We start from the raw sequence: 16,675 nt of genomic DNA on the forward strand, positions 1-16,675 counted from the left end.
GCTTTACCGTCGACAATGTGGTCAAGCAAGCGAATGAACTACTGGGTTAAATCTTAAAAGCAGGCAAAAGCTCGAACCTGGCTCCTCACTTTGCTGTAAAACGAGAGGAGCCAGCTTTATTGAGGCTGTTCAGTAAGGCTGCGGAATCTCGCCGTCGTCATCATCGTCGCGCATACGCGCCTGGCGTTCCGCCTCTTCCTCTTTGGCATCGTCGATGACTTCCATCAACTCATCGACGTTAGCAATATGTGTGTCAGCATCGAAGTGGCCGGTGAGCTTGCTATCCGGATGCAGTTCACCGGTTTCATACAGCGCCCACATCTCTCTGCCATATTCGGTATTCAGAAGCTCTGGCGCGAACTGGCCGAAGTAATTGCGCATGTTATCCACATCGCGATACAGCATCACGGCTGCGCTGTTATTACCGGCAGCGTCAACGGCCTGGGGCAGATCGATAATCACCGGGCCAGAGGCATCGACCAGCACGTTAAATTCCGACAAATCGCCGTGAATCAGGCCCGCGCACAGCATCTTAACCACGTCTTGAATAACCTTGGCGTAGTAGGTCTCGGCCTGCTCTGGGGTAAGCGTGACTTCGTCCAAGCGCGGCGCGACGTTGCCTTCGGCGTCGCTGATCATCTCCATCAACAGTACGCCGTCCACAAAGCCATGAGGCTCAGGTACCCGCACACCCGCCGAGGCAAGACGGTAGAGCGCGTCGACTTCGGCATTCAGCCACGCCTGCTCCTGCTCTTTCTGACCGTAACGGGTTTTTTTAGCCATCGCCCGTGAACGGCGGCTATTGCGCTCTTTACGCCCCTCTTGATATTGAACGGCCTGTTTAAAGCTACGCTGTTTGGCCTCCTTAAATACCTTGGCACAGCGCACTTCTTCACCGCAGCGCACCACGTAGACCTGCGCTTCCTTGCCACTCATTAACTGCACCAACACCTCGTCGATCATTCCATCATCGACCAGGGGTTGTAATCGCTTAGGGATTTTCATGGTTAGCTGCGTCGGCTCCTCTTTGGTACGCGTTCAATAACGGATACGGCGAACACGGAAAGCCCGCCCTTTTAATTTATCACGCTCGAGTTTGGCCTGAGCTTGTTGAATCACATCGCGGTCAACGGCCACATAGGCACTGCGGGCGAGCACTTTAATTTTACCCACTTGATCGCCGCGCAAGCCGCCTTCACTGGTCAGTGCGCCAAGAATATCGCCGGGGCGCAGCTTGTCTTTTTTGCCACCGGCTAACTGCAATGTCGCCATTAGCGGCTCGAACGGCACCGAGTGCTGCGGTTTAGGCAAGGGCTCAGTTTTAATCGCCTGCTCCAGCAACCCTTCCAGTCGCTCCAGCCGGTAACTCTCTTTAGGGGTTACCAGCGTACAGGCAATGCCACTGGCCCCGGCACGACCGGTGCGACCTACCCGGTGCACGTGAACATCAAGCTCGCGGGCAATTTGGTAGTTAAACACGGCGTCCAGCTGGGCAATATCAAGGCCGCGGGCGGCAACGTCCGTGGCCACCAGAATAGACGCGCTCTGGTTAGAGAACAGAATCAGAATGCGATCACGATCCTTCTGCTCTAAATCGCCATTGAGCGCCACGGCGCTAAAACCAGCATCGGTCAGTTGCTCAGCCACTGCCTGGGTTTCGCGTTTAGTGTTGCAGAATACCACGCTGGTCGCGGGCCGATAGACCAGCAGCAGTTGGCGCAGGGCGTCAAATCGCGCCTCTTCATTGGCGACACTGTAAAAGTGCTGTTGAATCGTCGTGGCGTCGTGCACCTCGGCGATTTTCACCATCACCGGTTCACGCATGACGCCGCGGGTCATCTCGGTTAAACCGCCCGATGACTGCTCGTCTGGGAAGGTTGCGCTGAACAGCAGCGTTTGGCGGTCAGTTGGGGTCTCGGCAATGATGTCATCAATGGTTGCCTGGAAGCCCATATCCAGCATGCGATCCGCTTCATCTAACACCAGCATGGCGAGAGATTCCAAAGTGAGCGAGCCTTTGCGCAAGTGCTCGTCAATACGCCCTGGTGTGCCTACGACAATGTGCGCGCCGTGCTCTAAAGAGCCGAGCTGTGGGCCAAAGGGTGCACCGCCGCAGAGAGTCAGTATTTTTACATTGGCCATGCCGCGGGCTAAACGGCGCAGCTCTTCAGCCACCTGGTCAGCGAGCTCCCGGGTGGGGCACAGCACCAGGCCTTGCACCGCAAAGCTGTCTACTTTCAATTTAGCCAGCAGTGCCAAACCAAACGCCGCCGTTTTGCCTGAGCCAGTTTTCGCCTGCGCCAGCACATCGCGCCCGGCCAGCATCGGCGGCAGGCTTTCCGCCTGCACCGGCGACATTTCGTGGTAGCCAAGGGACGCAAGGTTGCTCAGCAGAGCTTTTGGCAACGCTAACGAGGAGAAAGAGGAGTCAGACACGATATTACCTTGCTTGGGCCACAGGTAGATGGCCATCGGAAAACAGCGCACGCAGCCTAAAAGACAAACGACACACGCAAATATTACCGCACCATACCAGAAAGTGCCCGGGGCTGCGCCGCCATCACAGTGACATCAGGTTGCCAGGGGCACAAAGGTAGCCTGACTCAGCGTGGCTAAATCCCCCGGGGCCAGCTCGATTTCAAGTCCACGACGCCCGGCGCTTACATAGATACTGGCAAAGCTTTCGGCAGAGTGATCAATAAAGGTGGCCAAGCGCTTTTTCTGACCCAGCGGGCTAACACCTCCCAGCACATAGCCGGTTGTGCGCTCGACTTCCGACGGTTCCGCCATGGTCGCTTTCTTTGCGCCGGCGGCTTTAGCGATCTGCTTTAACCCTAGTTGGCCATTCACCGGCACAATGCCTACCGCCAGCTGTTTGCCATCCAGCTTTACCACTAAGGTTTTAAAAACCTGCTCCACCGCGACGCCCAGTTTTTCCGCCGCCTCCAATCCATAGGAGTGCGCGGTGGCGTCGTGATCGTACTCATGGATTTGAAAGGCAATGCCTGCGTGTTTTGCACTATTGATAGCCGGTGTCATGGCGTTCTCTTCATTAATAGCGTTGATACGATGACTTTACTGAATGGCACACTTCGCCCGATAGGTTAATAGCGCGACAGGCAAATGGAAGTCAACCGGTGGCTGAGCATGAATGTTAGCACGCTATAAATGGAAAGCTGAGCGTGTAAATGAGCATTTCGATCGGACTCGCGCACGAGGCGATTTTTAACGCAGTATTGTCGAGCGCAGTCAGTTTTCGTACAAAGCCTAGTACGCTATGAATGGAAAGCTGAGCACCAGTGACTATGCTTAAAAATGCAATGCTCAATAGTGCAGTAGGTAAACGGAAGCTAAATGAAAGGAGTTCAACAATGCCAGCAACCTCCAAGGCGCAACAGAAAGCGGCGGGCGCGGCACTATCCGCTAAGCGCGGAGAAACCAAGCCCAGTGAACTTTATGGTTCGTCTAAAGAGATGTATGACTCCATGAGCGAGGAGGAGCTAGAAGATTTCGCGAGTACACAGCGCAAAGGCAAACCGGAAAAGAAACAGGATTAACTATCCTTTTTGATATAAAACCGCCAGCTTAGCGAAGCTGGCGGTTTTGGCTTTACTAACGACTACTGCTTGCAAGGTACCACTTTACGCAGGGTGTCTTTTGCCCATAACGTTTGGCCATCCGGCGTACGGCCATGCTCATTCCAACGTTCGGCGGTTTCCAGGCAGAACGATCCGGCGCTTTCAACGCTCGCATCGCGGTTAGCCGGGCGCTCACCGCCAATCCGCATAACGTCAGGATTGTCGGTAGTATAACTTGGCGCAATGGTAGAGCTTGCACAGCCAGCGACCAGTGTGGTCAGTAGCAGTACGGGTAAACAGCGGCGCAGTGGCATGTTTTTACAACCCTCAACGTAGCACTATTAAGCCGACACCTATTGTCGGTAGCGCTAAATAGCACTGCCTGTAACAGAACGTCAATCTTTTTTCACCCTTCTCAGCCAGCGACTAAGGTAAGACTGGTAATAGGGCGCAGGTTTAGCCGTTTACAGCGCTTCTCTACACTCTCCACTATCTCTTGAGCGTCGTCGAACTGCTGCTTGTCGAGCTGGATATCGACCATTAAAAAGCTGCCCACCTGGGCCAGGCGCACATCGTCGGCAGTGACATCAAAGTCAGCTATATCCTCCACCACATCGCGTCGCACGCTGCTGCATGAACCGCCAAACATCAGCTCACGCAGTGCTCCCTTCACCATGCGAACCGGCATGGGCAAGAAGTAGCCTGCAATGATCAGCACCATCACCGGGTCGGCAAAGCGCGCGTAGCTGGCCCATGGCGACTGGGTTAACAGCCAGGTAAGCCCAAACCCCAACATGACAGCGGCACTTAGCCAGGTATCCATCTGCCACTGACGTAGCTCGGCGGTCAACAGCGAAGAGCGCGCTACACCGGCGTAGCGCGCCAGCCACCACCAAGTTAATAAACAACCCGTGACGTTGACCACGCCAAACATCAGCGCCAAATCCAGCGTGACCAACCGCCCACCATCGAGCAGGCTCCATAGCGCGGAGACCAATGACACGATACACACCATCGCGATCACTACGCCTTTGAGCAGCACCGCAAGCGGCTCCACCGTCAGCCGCCCAAAGGGGTAGTGATCGTCTGCAGGTTTACGCGCCTGCTTAAGCGCAAATAACGATAGCGACGCCAACACCAGGCTTAACAGCGAGTAACCGCTATCAAAAAGAATCGTTATGGAACCACTGGTCAACCCTAGTGCCAGCCCGGTAAACGCAAACAGGCTAGCAGAAATGGCTGAAAATCTTAGCGCACGGCGCTCGGCAACAAAGGGGGTCACGCGGATAACTCCATCACGTTAGGCGAATTGTGCGCCATAATAGAGAAGAGTTATGACAATCACGAATCGCTCAGCGCCAAGTTAACTGGCGCTCAACGCATTAAACGAGGCGACTATGCGCGCTGAACAGGTACAGGCTTTTATTGATGTCACCGAGCATGGCTCCTTTGCTGCCGCTGCACGGCATACCGGCTTAAAACGGAGCACGCTAAGTGCTGCCGTCAATGCGCTGGAGGACAGCTTGGGCGTGGCGCTATTTGAGCGCTCGGGCAACAGCCTAACGCTGACCGCCGTAGGCGATAGCGTGCTTCCCGACTGCTACCGTTTACTCACCAGCGCCAGCCGGATCAAAAAACACTGCCACCAACACTTGCAGGGCGTTGAAAGCCAACTCGGCATTGCCCGTGATGACGCTCTCCCCGAGGTGTTTTGGCGCCAGGTGATGCATGATTTAAAACAGCAGTTTCCGTTAACCGCGATTTCGGTGTACTTGGTGCCACCCCAGGAGCACACCCAGTTTGTGCAGCGCCAAACGGTGGATATTGCCTTTGGGCTGTATACCGCTGAAGGCATTGATACCAACGCGGCCAACCTTGCTCCCGTCAGCATGCGTTTAGTGGCAGCGCCCCATCACCCTTTAAGTCGCCTCCCTAGCGTTAACCGCGACGACTTGGCCCAGTACACCCAAGTGTGTTTGACCTACGTACAGGATGACAAGCTGATCAGCGAGGCGCTGTTTTCAGGTAATTATCTGGGTTTAACCATGTTTGAGGTAATCCGCGACGCCGTCATCAATGCAACCGGCTGGGCCCTGCTGCCTTACCCGCTGGTTAAAGGCGCCCTAGAGGCAGGCACGCTCTGCACGCTAAATCACGATCTAGTGCTAGACAGCCACTATTACCGCTATGTGGAGAGCGATAACCGCGGCGTGGTGGCCACCGCCTTGTTAAACAAGGTGGCGCACTTCTTAGCTTCCCAGAACTGATACCCGGGCGAGTACCAGGCTAATACTCAGGACTTGCTGACATATCGTTGAAATCTTTTTTGTGGAAAAAAACGCCAAAGCCTTCCACGCTATTAAAAAGAGCTAAATAAGGAGACGCCAGGACACGCCACGTGAGGAACACTGGTAAGTGTCATCCAGACGTAATACGCACCTGCCAGTGTCGAAGTTGCCGTCAACCAAGGAGTGATTCCAACGATGGTACGAATCGATAAGAAAGCCACTCGGCTGTATGTGTTGGACACCAATGTCCTGATTCATGACCCCACCGCGCTCTACCACTTCGATGAGCACGATGTCGTTATCCCCATGACCGTCCTGGAGGAACTTGATAAGCACAAAAATGGTGTACGTGAAATTGCCCGCACGGCTCGCCAAATCAGCCGTACGCTCTCCGACCTTACCAGCCAAGTCACCTTTGATGAGATCCAACGCGGCATTCCGATTCCCCGACTCAGTGGCGACACAGGACGCCTGCACTTTTTATGCTACAACGATTTAAAGCTGTTTGATTCCCTCGACGATAGCCCCGATAACCGCATACTGGCGGAAACCTGTCGCCTACGCGAAGAACGTCCCGACGCCTCGGTCATTCTGATCACCAAAGACATTAATCTGCGCGTTAAAGCCGCTGCGCTGAAAGTACCGGTGGAAGATTATCTCAACGACCGCGCCTTCTCCGACAGCGACGCCATGATTGAGGGCGCCCAGGTCTACGCCTCTGCCGGCCAGCATGGCGCTTCACTGTGGGAAGCGTTGAATGTTGATGTCACAGTGGAACGACTCGATCACCACACTTTCTACCAACTCACCGGCACTATGCCCCGCCACTGGCACGTGGGCATGCTGGTCTCGGATAGCGAAAACGGGGCGGAGTTCGAAGCAATCGTTCGTGAACTGGGGCCCTCTTCGGCGCGCCTGCAATTGCTGACGAACTATCGCCACCACGCGGGCGTTTGGGGCGTTCACGCCCACGACAGTCGGCAAAACTTCACATTAAATCTACTCATGGATCCCGATATTGATCTGGTTACCATTGCGGGTAATGCCGGTACGGGTAAAACTTTTATGACCCTGGCCGCCGCCTTTCAGCAAACCCTGGATGCCAAGCTGTTTGAGCGTATTGTGTTTACCCGCGCGCCAATCCCCATGGGCGAAGACATTGGTTTTCTACCCGGCACCGAGGAGGAGAAGATGTCACCGTGGATGGGTGCCTTCCACGACAATATGGATAACCTGCTGCGCAACGAGGAGGGAGAAACCAGTTGGGATAACGGCGCCACGCGGCAGTTGATTGGTTCACGGGTACAAATCCGCTCGCCGAGCTTTATGCGCGGTCGTACCCTAAACGACACCTTTTTAATCATTGATGAGGCGCAAAACTTCACCCCCAAACAGCTTAAATCGCTAGTAACACGGGCGGGGCGCAATACCAAAATCGTCTGCCTGGGCAATGTCGGGCAGATTGACACCCCCTACCTTACCGCCAACACCTGCGGCATGGCCGCAGTGGTGGAGCGCTTCCGTGATTGGCCCCATGCCGGGCATATTACGCTGAAAAGTGTTGAACGCTCGCGCCTGGCCCTGGCGGCGGAAGAACTGCTTTAAGCTTTCTTCTTTAAACCTGCTTTTTTTAAAACCAACTGCCTCCCACCGCTGGTGGGAGGTGCTTCTCCACACCCTCAGGTATCGTTACTCTCCTCAATGTCCTTCCACGGCCGGGGGGCACCAATGGTATCCGCGGCAAACGCCTCGCGTTCACCTAACGGACGCGCCTCGCCAATGGTGGTGTCAGTGAAGGTTTGCCGCTCCATCTCACAGTTGACTTCCGCACCAAACAGCACCACAAAGGCAGAGAGCCAAAACCATAGCATTAGCGCCACCACTGCCCCCAGTGAGCCATAAAGCTCGCTAAAGGTAGAGAAATAGCGCACGTAGAGCGAAAGCCCACCGGAACCTAACAGCCACATCCCCGTTGCCAGCAGCGTCCCATAACTTAACCAACTCCACTGGGCCGAGCGCCGATAAGGGGCGTAGCGGTAGAGCAGCGCAATCAGCATGCTCATCACCACTAACAGTGCAGGCCAGCGTAGCCATTGCAGGATTTGATCCAACGGAGGATTAATCGCCAAGGAGTTGACCAGCACCGGTACGATGGCAATAAACGCTAGCGAGATCAGCGTCATAAAAATCAAACCAAAAGTCAGCGCGACCAATACCGTACTACGGTGTAACAGGCTGCGTTTTTCAGTTTCGCCGTACACCACGTTAAGGCCAATAACCAGCACCGCCACCCCTTTGGAAGCGATAAACATCGCAATCAGCAGCCCGGCTAATGCGCCCAGAAAATTACCCGATTCCGCACTCTCCACGACCTTTTGAGCCTGCTGATCAATCAGTTTGGCAGCATCCGGCGGCATGAACCGGCTGATTTCATACAACTGCTGACCGGCTTCATAAGGGTCAAACAGTAACCCCCAGAGGGAAATGACCGCGGCGATAGTGGGAAACAGCGCCAGCAAGGCGTAAAAAGCCACACCGGCGGCCAGCATGGTCAGGCGGTTACGACGAGCGGCGCGCACTACCCGCCAAGTAATATCGTGCCAACCCCGCTGGGGAATATCACCAGGTACCTGCGCCCGGCGACCGCGCGGGAGCTTACCCATAGCAGGCTCCTGACAAGTACAGTCCACACAGTCGTCTCATCGCTGACCTTCCCACATCATTAGCGCCGCAAGCAGCACGGCAAGCAACATCATCAGCCCACTGACATGGTGACGCAACCAGGACTCCGTCGACAACAGGTGAGTTAAATGGCCCATTAATATCTCTTCAGTTTTTTGTGCGCTTGCCACGCTCGCCGCTTTAAGCTTGGCGCAGTAGTGCCCAAGCCGTCGTATTGGCACCAATGCAGCGCCGACCATCCCCGCATAGAGCCACCATAGATCTCCCGCGGGGAGGGATTTACCCTTAAGCGGGCGCGTTAATAGCCAGCCCACCCCGGCGAAAAGTACCCCCACCGGGAATGGCCACATAATCCCCAACCACTCTTTAAGCGGCGGCATCTCAATACTGCCCGCAGGGAGGGGAAGCCAAAGTGGCGTGAACAGCGCTGCCGCTATGGCAACTAACCAGGCGCCCCACTGCTCTCGGTTACTGCCTCCTTTATGGCGCTGCTGCCACTGACGCAATAAAGCAACGCTTACCAGAGCCGCGGTGCCAACAGCCGCCCAGCTGAGCAGTTTGATTAACGATTCATGGTGCATTTCGTAGAGTGGACTCTTCACCCCCCACTTGCTGATCATGCCCGCCCCAATGGCACCCGCCAGCGAGATCCCCGGCAGTGCCAGCAAACCCCAGACCAACGGCAGCGGCCACCGGGGTAGATGCTCACTGATACTGGTGCCCATAAACAGTGAGCCTTTGGCCAGCGCGTGGTGGGCAGCAAACAGCACCAAGCCTGGCCACAGCAACGGCCACACCTCTGGCGCGACTAATCCCATGGCCACCAAAGCAGTCATCATGCCCATCTGGCTGATACTGGAGTAGGCTAAAACAGCTTTAGGATGACGCTGAAAAACGCCATACAGCGCGGCGCCAAACGCTGCCGCCAGCCCTGCCATTAACATGATGTTGCCAAACTGGGCTAAGGAAGCTGAAATCTGCTCATCACCTAACGGCAGCACACTAATCCAGCCCAGCAGCCCTGCTTTAATCATCGCTCCGCTAAGCACCGCGCTGGCAGGGGCCGGTGCCACCGGGTGAGCTAACGGTAGCCATACGTGTAAGCCAATAGCCCCTGCTTTCACGCCAAAGCCCAAGCACAACAAGGCGGCCATCCATGCGCCTTGCTCTGCGACTAAAATGCCTTCACGCAGGCCTTGCAACGTTAATGTGTCAGCTTCACCGGCTGCCCATAGAAAGCCGCCTATAATAAGCCCTTCACCCACCACGGCTAACATCAAATAGGCCTTGGCCCCCAGCCGGGCCTCTGCGGTACCGCTATGCACTACCAGTGCGTAGGCGGCGAAGGTCATCAGCGCAAAGCCTAGATAAAAACTGGCGATATCCTGGGCAATAATCAGTAGTACGTTGCCCAGCAGTGTCAGCGGCCAAAGCAGCGCTAAGCGCAACAGGCGTCGCTGAGTATCCTGATCCCCCTCCTGGGCCTTCGCCTGTTCCGTCGCAAAATAGCCCCTCGCGTGGATGGCTGCCAACCCCCAGAGCAGCGCGGTAAACGCAAGCCAGGGGCGGCTTAGCGAGTTAAGCGCCCATTCGCCGCCTAGCATCCAGGCATCCATCGTCCACTGCGCTTCACCGCCATAGGCTAGCAGCAGCGCTGGCCAAGCGGCGCTTAGCCATAGTGCTGAAAAATAGCTCTGATAAGCAGCCGGAGCGCGGTAGGCGCTCCATAGCGTCCAGCCGATGACGACCAGCGGCCAAAGTAGCGCCAGGGCAAGCAGCATGGTCATCATGGCAGATACTCCCCGTTGGCTACCCGAGCCGCCCAATCCAAGGGGCTAAAGGGGAGCCCGGCAAACAGCCCGGCCCCCAAACTCACCAAGGCGGTAAACACCATCGGTAACAGCAGCCAACTATGAGTTTCAAAACGGCCTAGACGCTGCTCTTTGGGCCAACTGCCTTTGCCATGGGCAGGCCCTGAACGGAACCATAAGCGGTGCACAATGGGCAAAAAGTACATAGCATTGAGGGTACTGCTCGCCACTAGCACGGCGACGACCCAATACATCTCGGCCTGAATCGCGCCAACGCCGAGGTACCACTTGGTAATAAACCCCGCCACGGGCGGAAGGCCAATCATGCCAAACGCGCCGATAGTAAACGCGATGCTGGTCAACGGCATACGCTTACCAGCACCGTCCATTTCATCAATACGATGGATCCCCAGCTCTTCGGCATAGTTGCCCGCACAGAAGAATAGCGTGACCTTCATTAAGCCCTGATGCAGCAAGTGCGCTAAAGCACCGACGGTGCCGAAAGGGCCAAACAGGCCTATACCGAGAATGACATAGGAGACCTGACTGACGGTGGAGAACGCTAGGCGGGGCTTGAGCTCCTCTTGGGCAATGGCCCTTAATGAACCATAAATAATCGTAAATGAGGCAGCTACCGCTAGCGCGGTAATAACGCCGAGCTCCACGCTCAGCTCAATGCCAAACAGGTCGTAAACTACCCGCAGAATCCCGAAAGCCCCCGCCTTCACCACCGCTACCGCGTGTAGCAGCGCACTCACCGGCGCGGGGGCAACCATTGCCCTGGGCAGCCACCCATGCAGCGGTACCATGGCCGTTTTTACCGCCAACCCACCCACTAGCAGGGCAAATATTAGCGTTAGCAGACCGCGATGATCGTTTAAATAGTCGCCCAACCCCTCTTCTGAGGAGAATGACTGATCCCCAGTCAGGCTATATAGCAACACGGTGCCAAGCAGCAGTACCACACCGGCGCTTAAGGTGTAGCGCAAATAGACGCGCCCGGCATCGAGTGCTTGCTGGGTACCGTTATGAACCACCAAAGGGTAGGTGGAGAGCGTCAACATTTCGTAGAAAATCAGGAAGGTAAACAGGTTATCAGCCAGCGCAATGCCGATCGTGCTCGCAACGCAGAGGCTAAAAAAGCCAAAAAAGCGCTTCCGATTAGCTGAACCTTCCAAGTAGCCAATGGCGTAGATGGTGGTGCACAGCCACAGCAGTGACGATAGTCCGGCGAACATCACCCCCAACGCATCGCTGCGCAGTACGAAATCAACGCCACCGATCACTTGAAAGCTAAAAATATCCTCATGCCCCGCGGCGACCCGCCTGACCATAAGAGTAACCAGAATAATCTTAACCATTGCCGCCGCTAGGTTAATCGTCGTGCGCAGCCGCCGGGCGTCTTCCGGCAGCGCCAAGATAATCACCACCACCAATAGCGAAGTGGCCAGAGCCGTTAGCGGTAACCAGGCGGCGTTCATGGGCTACCTCCATGCATCAATTCCAGCGGGAAATGCGCCAATAACCCTAGAGCGAACGCAATCAGAGCAAGCGTTAGTGCGATCAGATCCATGCCCGGCGCCAAGGGTTGATAACGATGCCGTGGGGCCGTCTCATCAAAGCAGTAGCGAAACATGCGAAATATATAGGCAGCAGTGAGCAGCGTACCGGTTAAAAGCGCGGCCACCGCCCACCACTGCTGGGATATCACCATCGCCTGTAGCAGCATCCACTTGGCGGTAAACCCCGAGCTGGGCGGCAGCCCCATCAAAGTAATGGAGGCAATACCAAACACTAATAGCGAAAGCGGCAAGCGGCGGCTGGTACCGGCCAGGCCTTTGAGCGTGCTCTCCCCGGTGGCCAATATCAGGTTACCTGCAGCCATGAACATGGCGGCTTTAGCAAAGGCATGGCCCATTAGCTGCAGCCAGAACCCTTCCCAAGCCAAAGCGCGGGGTAGCGGGGCAATATCCGGCTCCAGTAGTAGCGGAAAAGCCACCATCAGGTAACCCAGCTGACCTACGGTAGAAGAAGCGACCAGGGTTTTAAGTGAATCGGTACGCCACGCCAGTAACCCGCCCCATACAATCGCCAGCATGCCTAACCAAGCGATAACACGCGGGGCGTAGAAAGTATCGGGGAGCAGAATGCTCCACAGCTGCAGCAATATAAACAGCGACGCCTTGATCACCAGCGCCGCATGCAGCGCGCTCACCGGTGTCCAGGCATTCTCGTGGACAGGAGTCAGCCAAGCATGCAGTGGAAACAGCGCGGCTTTCAAGGCCAGCCCTGCGCCTATCAATGCGGCGGCAAACCACGCCACCGGCCCAGGCTCGACGACCTCAGCCAAGCCCTGCAAATCCAACCGCCCCCAATGGCCCAAAATCAGCGCGACCCCGAGTAAATAGGTTAACGAGCCCATCAGGGCCAAGAGCAAATAGCGCATTCCCGCCACCAGCGCGGCTACCTTGCCCGATAACATCAGCATGCCGACCGCCGCAAGGCCCATCAACTCCAGCCCGGCATAGAGGGTTAACAGGTCAGTGGCCAGCCAAATTAACGAAAGCGCACTCAGCACTACGCCCATCAGCGGCCACAGCCAGCGTGCCAACGGCCCGGTTTCGCTTAAGCGCAGATACCCTGGCGTATAGATCGCTGCCGCAACACCAATCACCTGAGTCATTAATAGCAACAGCACGCTCAGCCCGTTTAAGCGCAGCGACAGCTGAACGCCTGCTATGTCCCAATGCCAGCGCAGTAGTCCCGCTTGATCGTAAGCAGATAGCAGCATTAGCCCAGAGGCCAACACCGGCACACTCGCCAGCACCACGGGCCATGCCCGCTTAGGGGGGAATAGTGCTGCCAGCATGCCCAGCATCAGGGGTAAGCCAAGCGCAACTAACAGCGCCCAGTGAGTAGAGAGAAGGGGTTCAAAGGTGCTATCGAAAAGGCCAAAGCGCCAAATCATGTGGCGCCCTCTTCAGGTTTACCGTCACGCCCCAAAGCCTCGACCCCTTCGAGATGTACAAGCTGCCGAATCAACAGCGCACCCAGCATTGACCCTAGCCAGGCGACTAGCAGCCCTACACTAATTAACGCCTGAGCAGTCGCCGAGGTACCTGCCACGCCAGCCAGTAGCATAAACACCGCCGAGCCGAGCAGATTAAACGCCAGCAGCCGACGCAGCAGATGACGGTGTAGCGCAAACGCCCCTAAGGCGGTAGCGGCAATCACCACCCCGGCAACAAGCAGCGGATGCTCTGAAGGTGCATACGCCATATCGGCAACGACATAGCGGATCGCGGCGCCGACCATGACAAACCAAGCCAGCGCCAATACCACCCGCATTGCCACCCGCGACCAAGGCTCGCTGAATTTATCGCGCTCTAAAGGCGAGGAAGCGCCGGATACAACATGGCCCAGGGCATAAAAAAAGCAGGGCCCGGTTAGCCCTACCCCTAGCACCAGCTCGACGGCTGCCAGCCAGGGAGCACCGAGCTGCCACCAGGCCGCAGTCATTGCGGCCGTAAAAGCCACAAAAAAGTAGCAGGCGCGCACCAGGTGGCGATCAAACAGGCTCACTAGCGCTGATGCCGTGAGGAACAGCGCCAGCAGCACTTCTATTGCGTCAAGAGAGTGTGTTGCATCAAAGAAAGCTATCATTCGTTTTCGCTACATCCTTGCATCGGTCACGAATAGGACGAGGCGCTTAGTTTAGGCGAGAACTCAGCCATTTGCCGATATCATTCACCTGCTGGGGGCAGAGCGCGTGGGCCATAGGGTATTGGCGGTAGTTGACCGCGTAGCCCATCTCTTTTAAGCGGTCGACACCGCTACGACCCAGGCTTTCAGGCACAATGGGGTCAAAGTGACCGTGCTGCACTTCTATAGGGATTTGACGATTGGCTTCCGCAAGATCGATATTGTCGGCGGTCGCGAAGTAAGTCGACATGGCTAATAAGCCCCCTAGCGGCGCGGGGAAAGTCAGCGCGGCGTGGTAGGCAACAGCGCCACCCTGCGAAAAGCCCGCCACAATAATGCGTTGGCTATCGATGCCCTGGTCGATCTGCTCTTGAATCAGCACTTGGATTCGCTCAGCAGATTTCTTGAGCTGAATCTCATCGACCCGACGCCCCAAATCCATGGCCAAAATATCGTACCAAGCGGGCATCACCATACCGCCATTAATCGTCACCGGCAGGCGTGGCGCATGGGGCATGATAAAGCGCACGTGAGAATCTTTAGGCAGCGCTAATGCGGGCACCAAGGGTTCAAAATCGTGCCCATCCGCGCCTAAGCCGTGAATAATAAACACACAGGCATCGGCGGGTTGACCATCTTTCGGCTCAATAATCAGTTCGCCAGGAGCAGTCATGACATCGTATTCCTTATTCAAAAAGGGCCACCCTAGCGCAAACCCGCGTTAACAGCGAGCCATGGCATGCTTAAAAAGGCCACGCCACGTTTAAAAGGGCCACACGAGGGGAATCAAAACGAGCGCTATGGCACCCGTCAGTATATTTAATCCACCGCCCAAACGTAGAAAATCGCTCACCCGGTAACCACCTGGGCCATACACCATCAGGTTGGTTTGATAGCCGATGGGGGTTAAAAAGCTCGCTGAGGCGGCAAACATTACCGCCACCACATAGGGCATCGGGTTCACGCCCAAGCTTTCGGCCGCGCTCATCACCACCGGAAAAATAATCACTGCCGCTGCGTTGTTGGTCACCAGCTCGGTGAGCAGCGCCACCACACAGTAAGTACCTACTAACAGTAGCAAAGGGTTTCCGGCCACTAAGGTGAGCACTCCGCCGGCCATTACCTCGGCAGCACCAGAGCTTTGCAGCGCGGCCCCCACCCCAAACGACGCGGCAATAGTGAGCAACACCTGGGTATCCAAACCACGCTTGGCGGCGCCCACCGAACAGCAGCCCGTTAGTAGCGCCAATGCCGCCCCCAACATGGCAGCGTTGAGCATGCTCAGCACACCGAAGGCGGCGAGCAGTACGGCACCTAACAGCACTCCCCACGCTAGCGGCGCCTTCTCATGGATCGGCCGCGCTGCGCCATTTAACTCACTAATCAGCAGAAAGTCCCGCGACTGACGATGACGCTCAATAAAAGGAGGACGCGCCTCCAGCAACAGCACATCGGCAGGCTGCAGCCGCACTTGGCCAAGATTACCCTTAACCCGTTCACCGCCACGGCAGATCGCCAGCACTGCTGCCCCATAAAGGGTTCTAAAGTGACCATCGCGAATACGCTGGCCAATAAACTGGCACTGATTTGAGACCACCGCTTCGACCAAGCGACGCTCTTTAAACTCTTTCTCCAAACTGGAAGTACCATCCCGGGAAGGGATTAAGCCACGAATTTGCTGCAACTCCACCGCCGCATCAGAGGTACCTGCAAACACCAGCCGATCGCCACCTTTTAGCTGCTCGCCAGGCCCAACAACGCTAACCACGTTGCCTGCGCGCTCAATCTCAACCAGAAACAACTCCCGCAGGTGGCGTAGTCCCGCCTCTTCGACAGTGCGATCCACCAGCACTCCTGCCGGGTCGACTTCCATTTCGATAGTGAACTCGCGTGGGTTGGCAAACGCATTGGCCAGCCCTTCCCTGGCAGGCAACAACCGCGGCCCGAGCAAAATAAGATAGCCAAGCCCTACGACGGCGACGGGAACACCGACCCAGGCCAAATCCAACAGGCCCATACCGAGTTCTGGGTAACGCTCCAGCAATAGCCCGTGCACCACCAAGTTCGTGCTGGTACCAAAGAGCGTGATGGTGCCACCGAGGATAGAGGCGAAACTGAGCGGCATCAGCAGCCGCTGGGGAGACAAGCGCAGCCGACGGCTCCAGCTCATGACCGCGGGAATATAGGTAGCGACAACCGGGGTATTATTGACAAAACCGCTAAGCGTGGCCACGGGGAGCAGCAGGCGAACCAACGCGCCTCGCTCGCTTTTTGGCCGTTTGAGCACATAGCGAATGATCAGGTCGATGCCGCCGGTTTCGCGAATGCTGGCCACCAGCACATACATAAACGCCACGGTAAACAGGCCGCTATTGGAGAAGCCCCCCAGCGCCTGCTGTGGGTCAATCACCCCCAGCGTCATTAGCAAAATCACCGCGCCCAGCAAAATAATATCCGGCCCCAGGCGTGAAAAGGCCATCAACGGGAAGATGGTGAGCACCACCCCGACCGCTATCCAAGCATCCAGCGACATAACCACGACATCCTTAACAAATAAGCATGGCGGTATTGTGAAGCCAATCGCATATTCTAAAAAGTTATTTTTAGAAACATT

At 56.2% G+C, this 16,675-nt stretch carries 15 protein-coding genes; 3 read left to right on the forward strand and 12 right to left on the reverse strand.

What is annotated here, in order from left to right; all coding sequences use genetic code 11:
- Positions 1–129 precede the first annotated feature (129 nt).
- The 3 genes from K7H09_RS03115 to ybaK form a co-directional block, all read right to left on the reverse strand.
- Positions 130–1,005 (reverse strand): PA4780 family RIO1-like protein kinase, encoded by an 876-nt coding sequence (locus tag K7H09_RS03115; protein ID WP_141440793.1) that lies wholly within the window; start codon positions 1,003–1,005, stop codon positions 130–132.
- Positions 1,006–1,038: 33 nt separating this feature from the next.
- The gene (gene dbpA / locus K7H09_RS03120) at positions 1,039–2,472 is read right to left on the reverse strand and encodes an ATP-dependent RNA helicase DbpA (protein WP_176316401.1); all 1,434 of its coding nucleotides are present in this window, start codon (positions 2,470–2,472) and stop codon (positions 1,039–1,041) included.
- A 99-nt stretch (positions 2,473–2,571) separates the two neighbouring features.
- On the reverse strand, positions 2,572–3,039 hold the full coding sequence (gene ybaK, locus K7H09_RS03125) for a Cys-tRNA(Pro) deacylase (RefSeq protein WP_022522462.1): 468 nt from the start codon (positions 3,037–3,039) through the stop codon (positions 2,572–2,574).
- 332 nt (positions 3,040–3,371) lie between these two features.
- On the opposite strand from ybaK, the gene K7H09_RS03130 reads away from it, so the two are divergent.
- The gene (locus K7H09_RS03130; RefSeq protein ID WP_022522460.1) at positions 3,372–3,557 is read left to right on the forward strand and encodes a DUF3008 family protein; all 186 of its coding nucleotides are present in this window, start codon (positions 3,372–3,374) and stop codon (positions 3,555–3,557) included.
- Between the two features lie 62 nt (positions 3,558–3,619).
- Here the strand turns inward: K7H09_RS03130 and K7H09_RS03135 are convergent, their stop codons facing one another.
- Complete coding sequence (locus K7H09_RS03135; RefSeq protein ID WP_039860484.1) at positions 3,620–3,892, reverse strand: hypothetical protein; 273 nt, start codon at positions 3,890–3,892, stop codon at positions 3,620–3,622.
- 101 nt (positions 3,893–3,993) lie between these two features.
- A complete protein-coding gene (locus K7H09_RS03140) occupies positions 3,994–4,860 on the reverse strand; it encodes a cation diffusion facilitator family transporter (RefSeq protein ID WP_141440792.1) in 867 nt (288 codons plus the stop codon).
- 115 nt (positions 4,861–4,975) lie between these two features.
- On the opposite strand from K7H09_RS03140, the gene K7H09_RS03145 reads away from it, so the two are divergent.
- Complete coding sequence (locus K7H09_RS03145) at positions 4,976–5,845, forward strand: LysR family transcriptional regulator (protein WP_009288327.1); 870 nt, start codon at positions 4,976–4,978, stop codon at positions 5,843–5,845.
- Between the two features lie 216 nt (positions 5,846–6,061).
- Positions 6,062–7,471 (forward strand): PhoH family protein, encoded by a 1,410-nt coding sequence (locus tag K7H09_RS03150; protein WP_027958544.1) that lies wholly within the window; start codon positions 6,062–6,064, stop codon positions 7,469–7,471.
- A 74-nt stretch (positions 7,472–7,545) separates the two neighbouring features.
- Here K7H09_RS03150 and K7H09_RS03155 read toward each other — a convergent pair whose 3' ends face one another.
- The 7 genes from K7H09_RS03155 to K7H09_RS03185 all read right to left on the reverse strand — a co-directional run bounded on the left by K7H09_RS03155 (position 7,546) and on the right by K7H09_RS03185 (position 16,594).
- Positions 7,546–8,529, reverse strand: a complete 984-nt coding sequence (locus K7H09_RS03155; protein ID WP_035538190.1) for a YihY/virulence factor BrkB family protein — start codon at positions 8,527–8,529, stop codon at positions 7,546–7,548.
- A gap of 36 nt (positions 8,530–8,565) precedes the next feature.
- The gene (locus K7H09_RS03160) at positions 8,566–10,338 is read right to left on the reverse strand and encodes a complex I subunit 5 family protein (RefSeq protein WP_230803546.1); all 1,773 of its coding nucleotides are present in this window, start codon (positions 10,336–10,338) and stop codon (positions 8,566–8,568) included.
- Positions 10,335–11,840 (reverse strand): complex I subunit 5 family protein, encoded by a 1,506-nt coding sequence (locus tag K7H09_RS03165; RefSeq protein WP_141440790.1) that lies wholly within the window; start codon positions 11,838–11,840, stop codon positions 10,335–10,337. Before K7H09_RS03165 ends, K7H09_RS03160 begins: the two co-directional genes overlap by 4 nt.
- Positions 11,837–13,327 carry a complex I subunit 5 family protein gene (locus K7H09_RS03170; protein ID WP_141440789.1) on the reverse strand — a complete coding sequence of 497 codons (1,491 nt, stop codon included), beginning with the start codon at positions 13,325–13,327 and terminating at the stop codon, positions 11,837–11,839. Before K7H09_RS03170 ends, K7H09_RS03165 begins: the two co-directional genes overlap by 4 nt.
- Positions 13,324–14,022 carry a hypothetical protein gene (locus tag K7H09_RS03175; protein ID WP_141440788.1) on the reverse strand — a complete coding sequence of 233 codons (699 nt, stop codon included), beginning with the start codon at positions 14,020–14,022 and terminating at the stop codon, positions 13,324–13,326. The genes K7H09_RS03170 and K7H09_RS03175 overlap by 4 nt, the downstream gene beginning before the upstream one ends.
- A 46-nt stretch (positions 14,023–14,068) precedes the next feature.
- Positions 14,069–14,734, reverse strand: a complete 666-nt coding sequence (locus K7H09_RS03180; RefSeq protein ID WP_027958548.1) for an alpha/beta hydrolase — start codon at positions 14,732–14,734, stop codon at positions 14,069–14,071.
- Positions 14,735–14,824: 90 nt separating this feature from the next.
- A complete protein-coding gene (locus K7H09_RS03185) occupies positions 14,825–16,594 on the reverse strand; it encodes an SLC13 family permease (RefSeq protein ID WP_041158288.1) in 1,770 nt (589 codons plus the stop codon).
- Between the last annotated feature and the right edge of the window lie 81 nt (positions 16,595–16,675).

It is taken from the genome of Halomonas sp. IOP_14 (assembly GCF_021021315.1).
Taxonomy (GTDB): domain Bacteria; phylum Pseudomonadota; class Gammaproteobacteria; order Pseudomonadales; family Halomonadaceae; genus Vreelandella; species Vreelandella titanicae.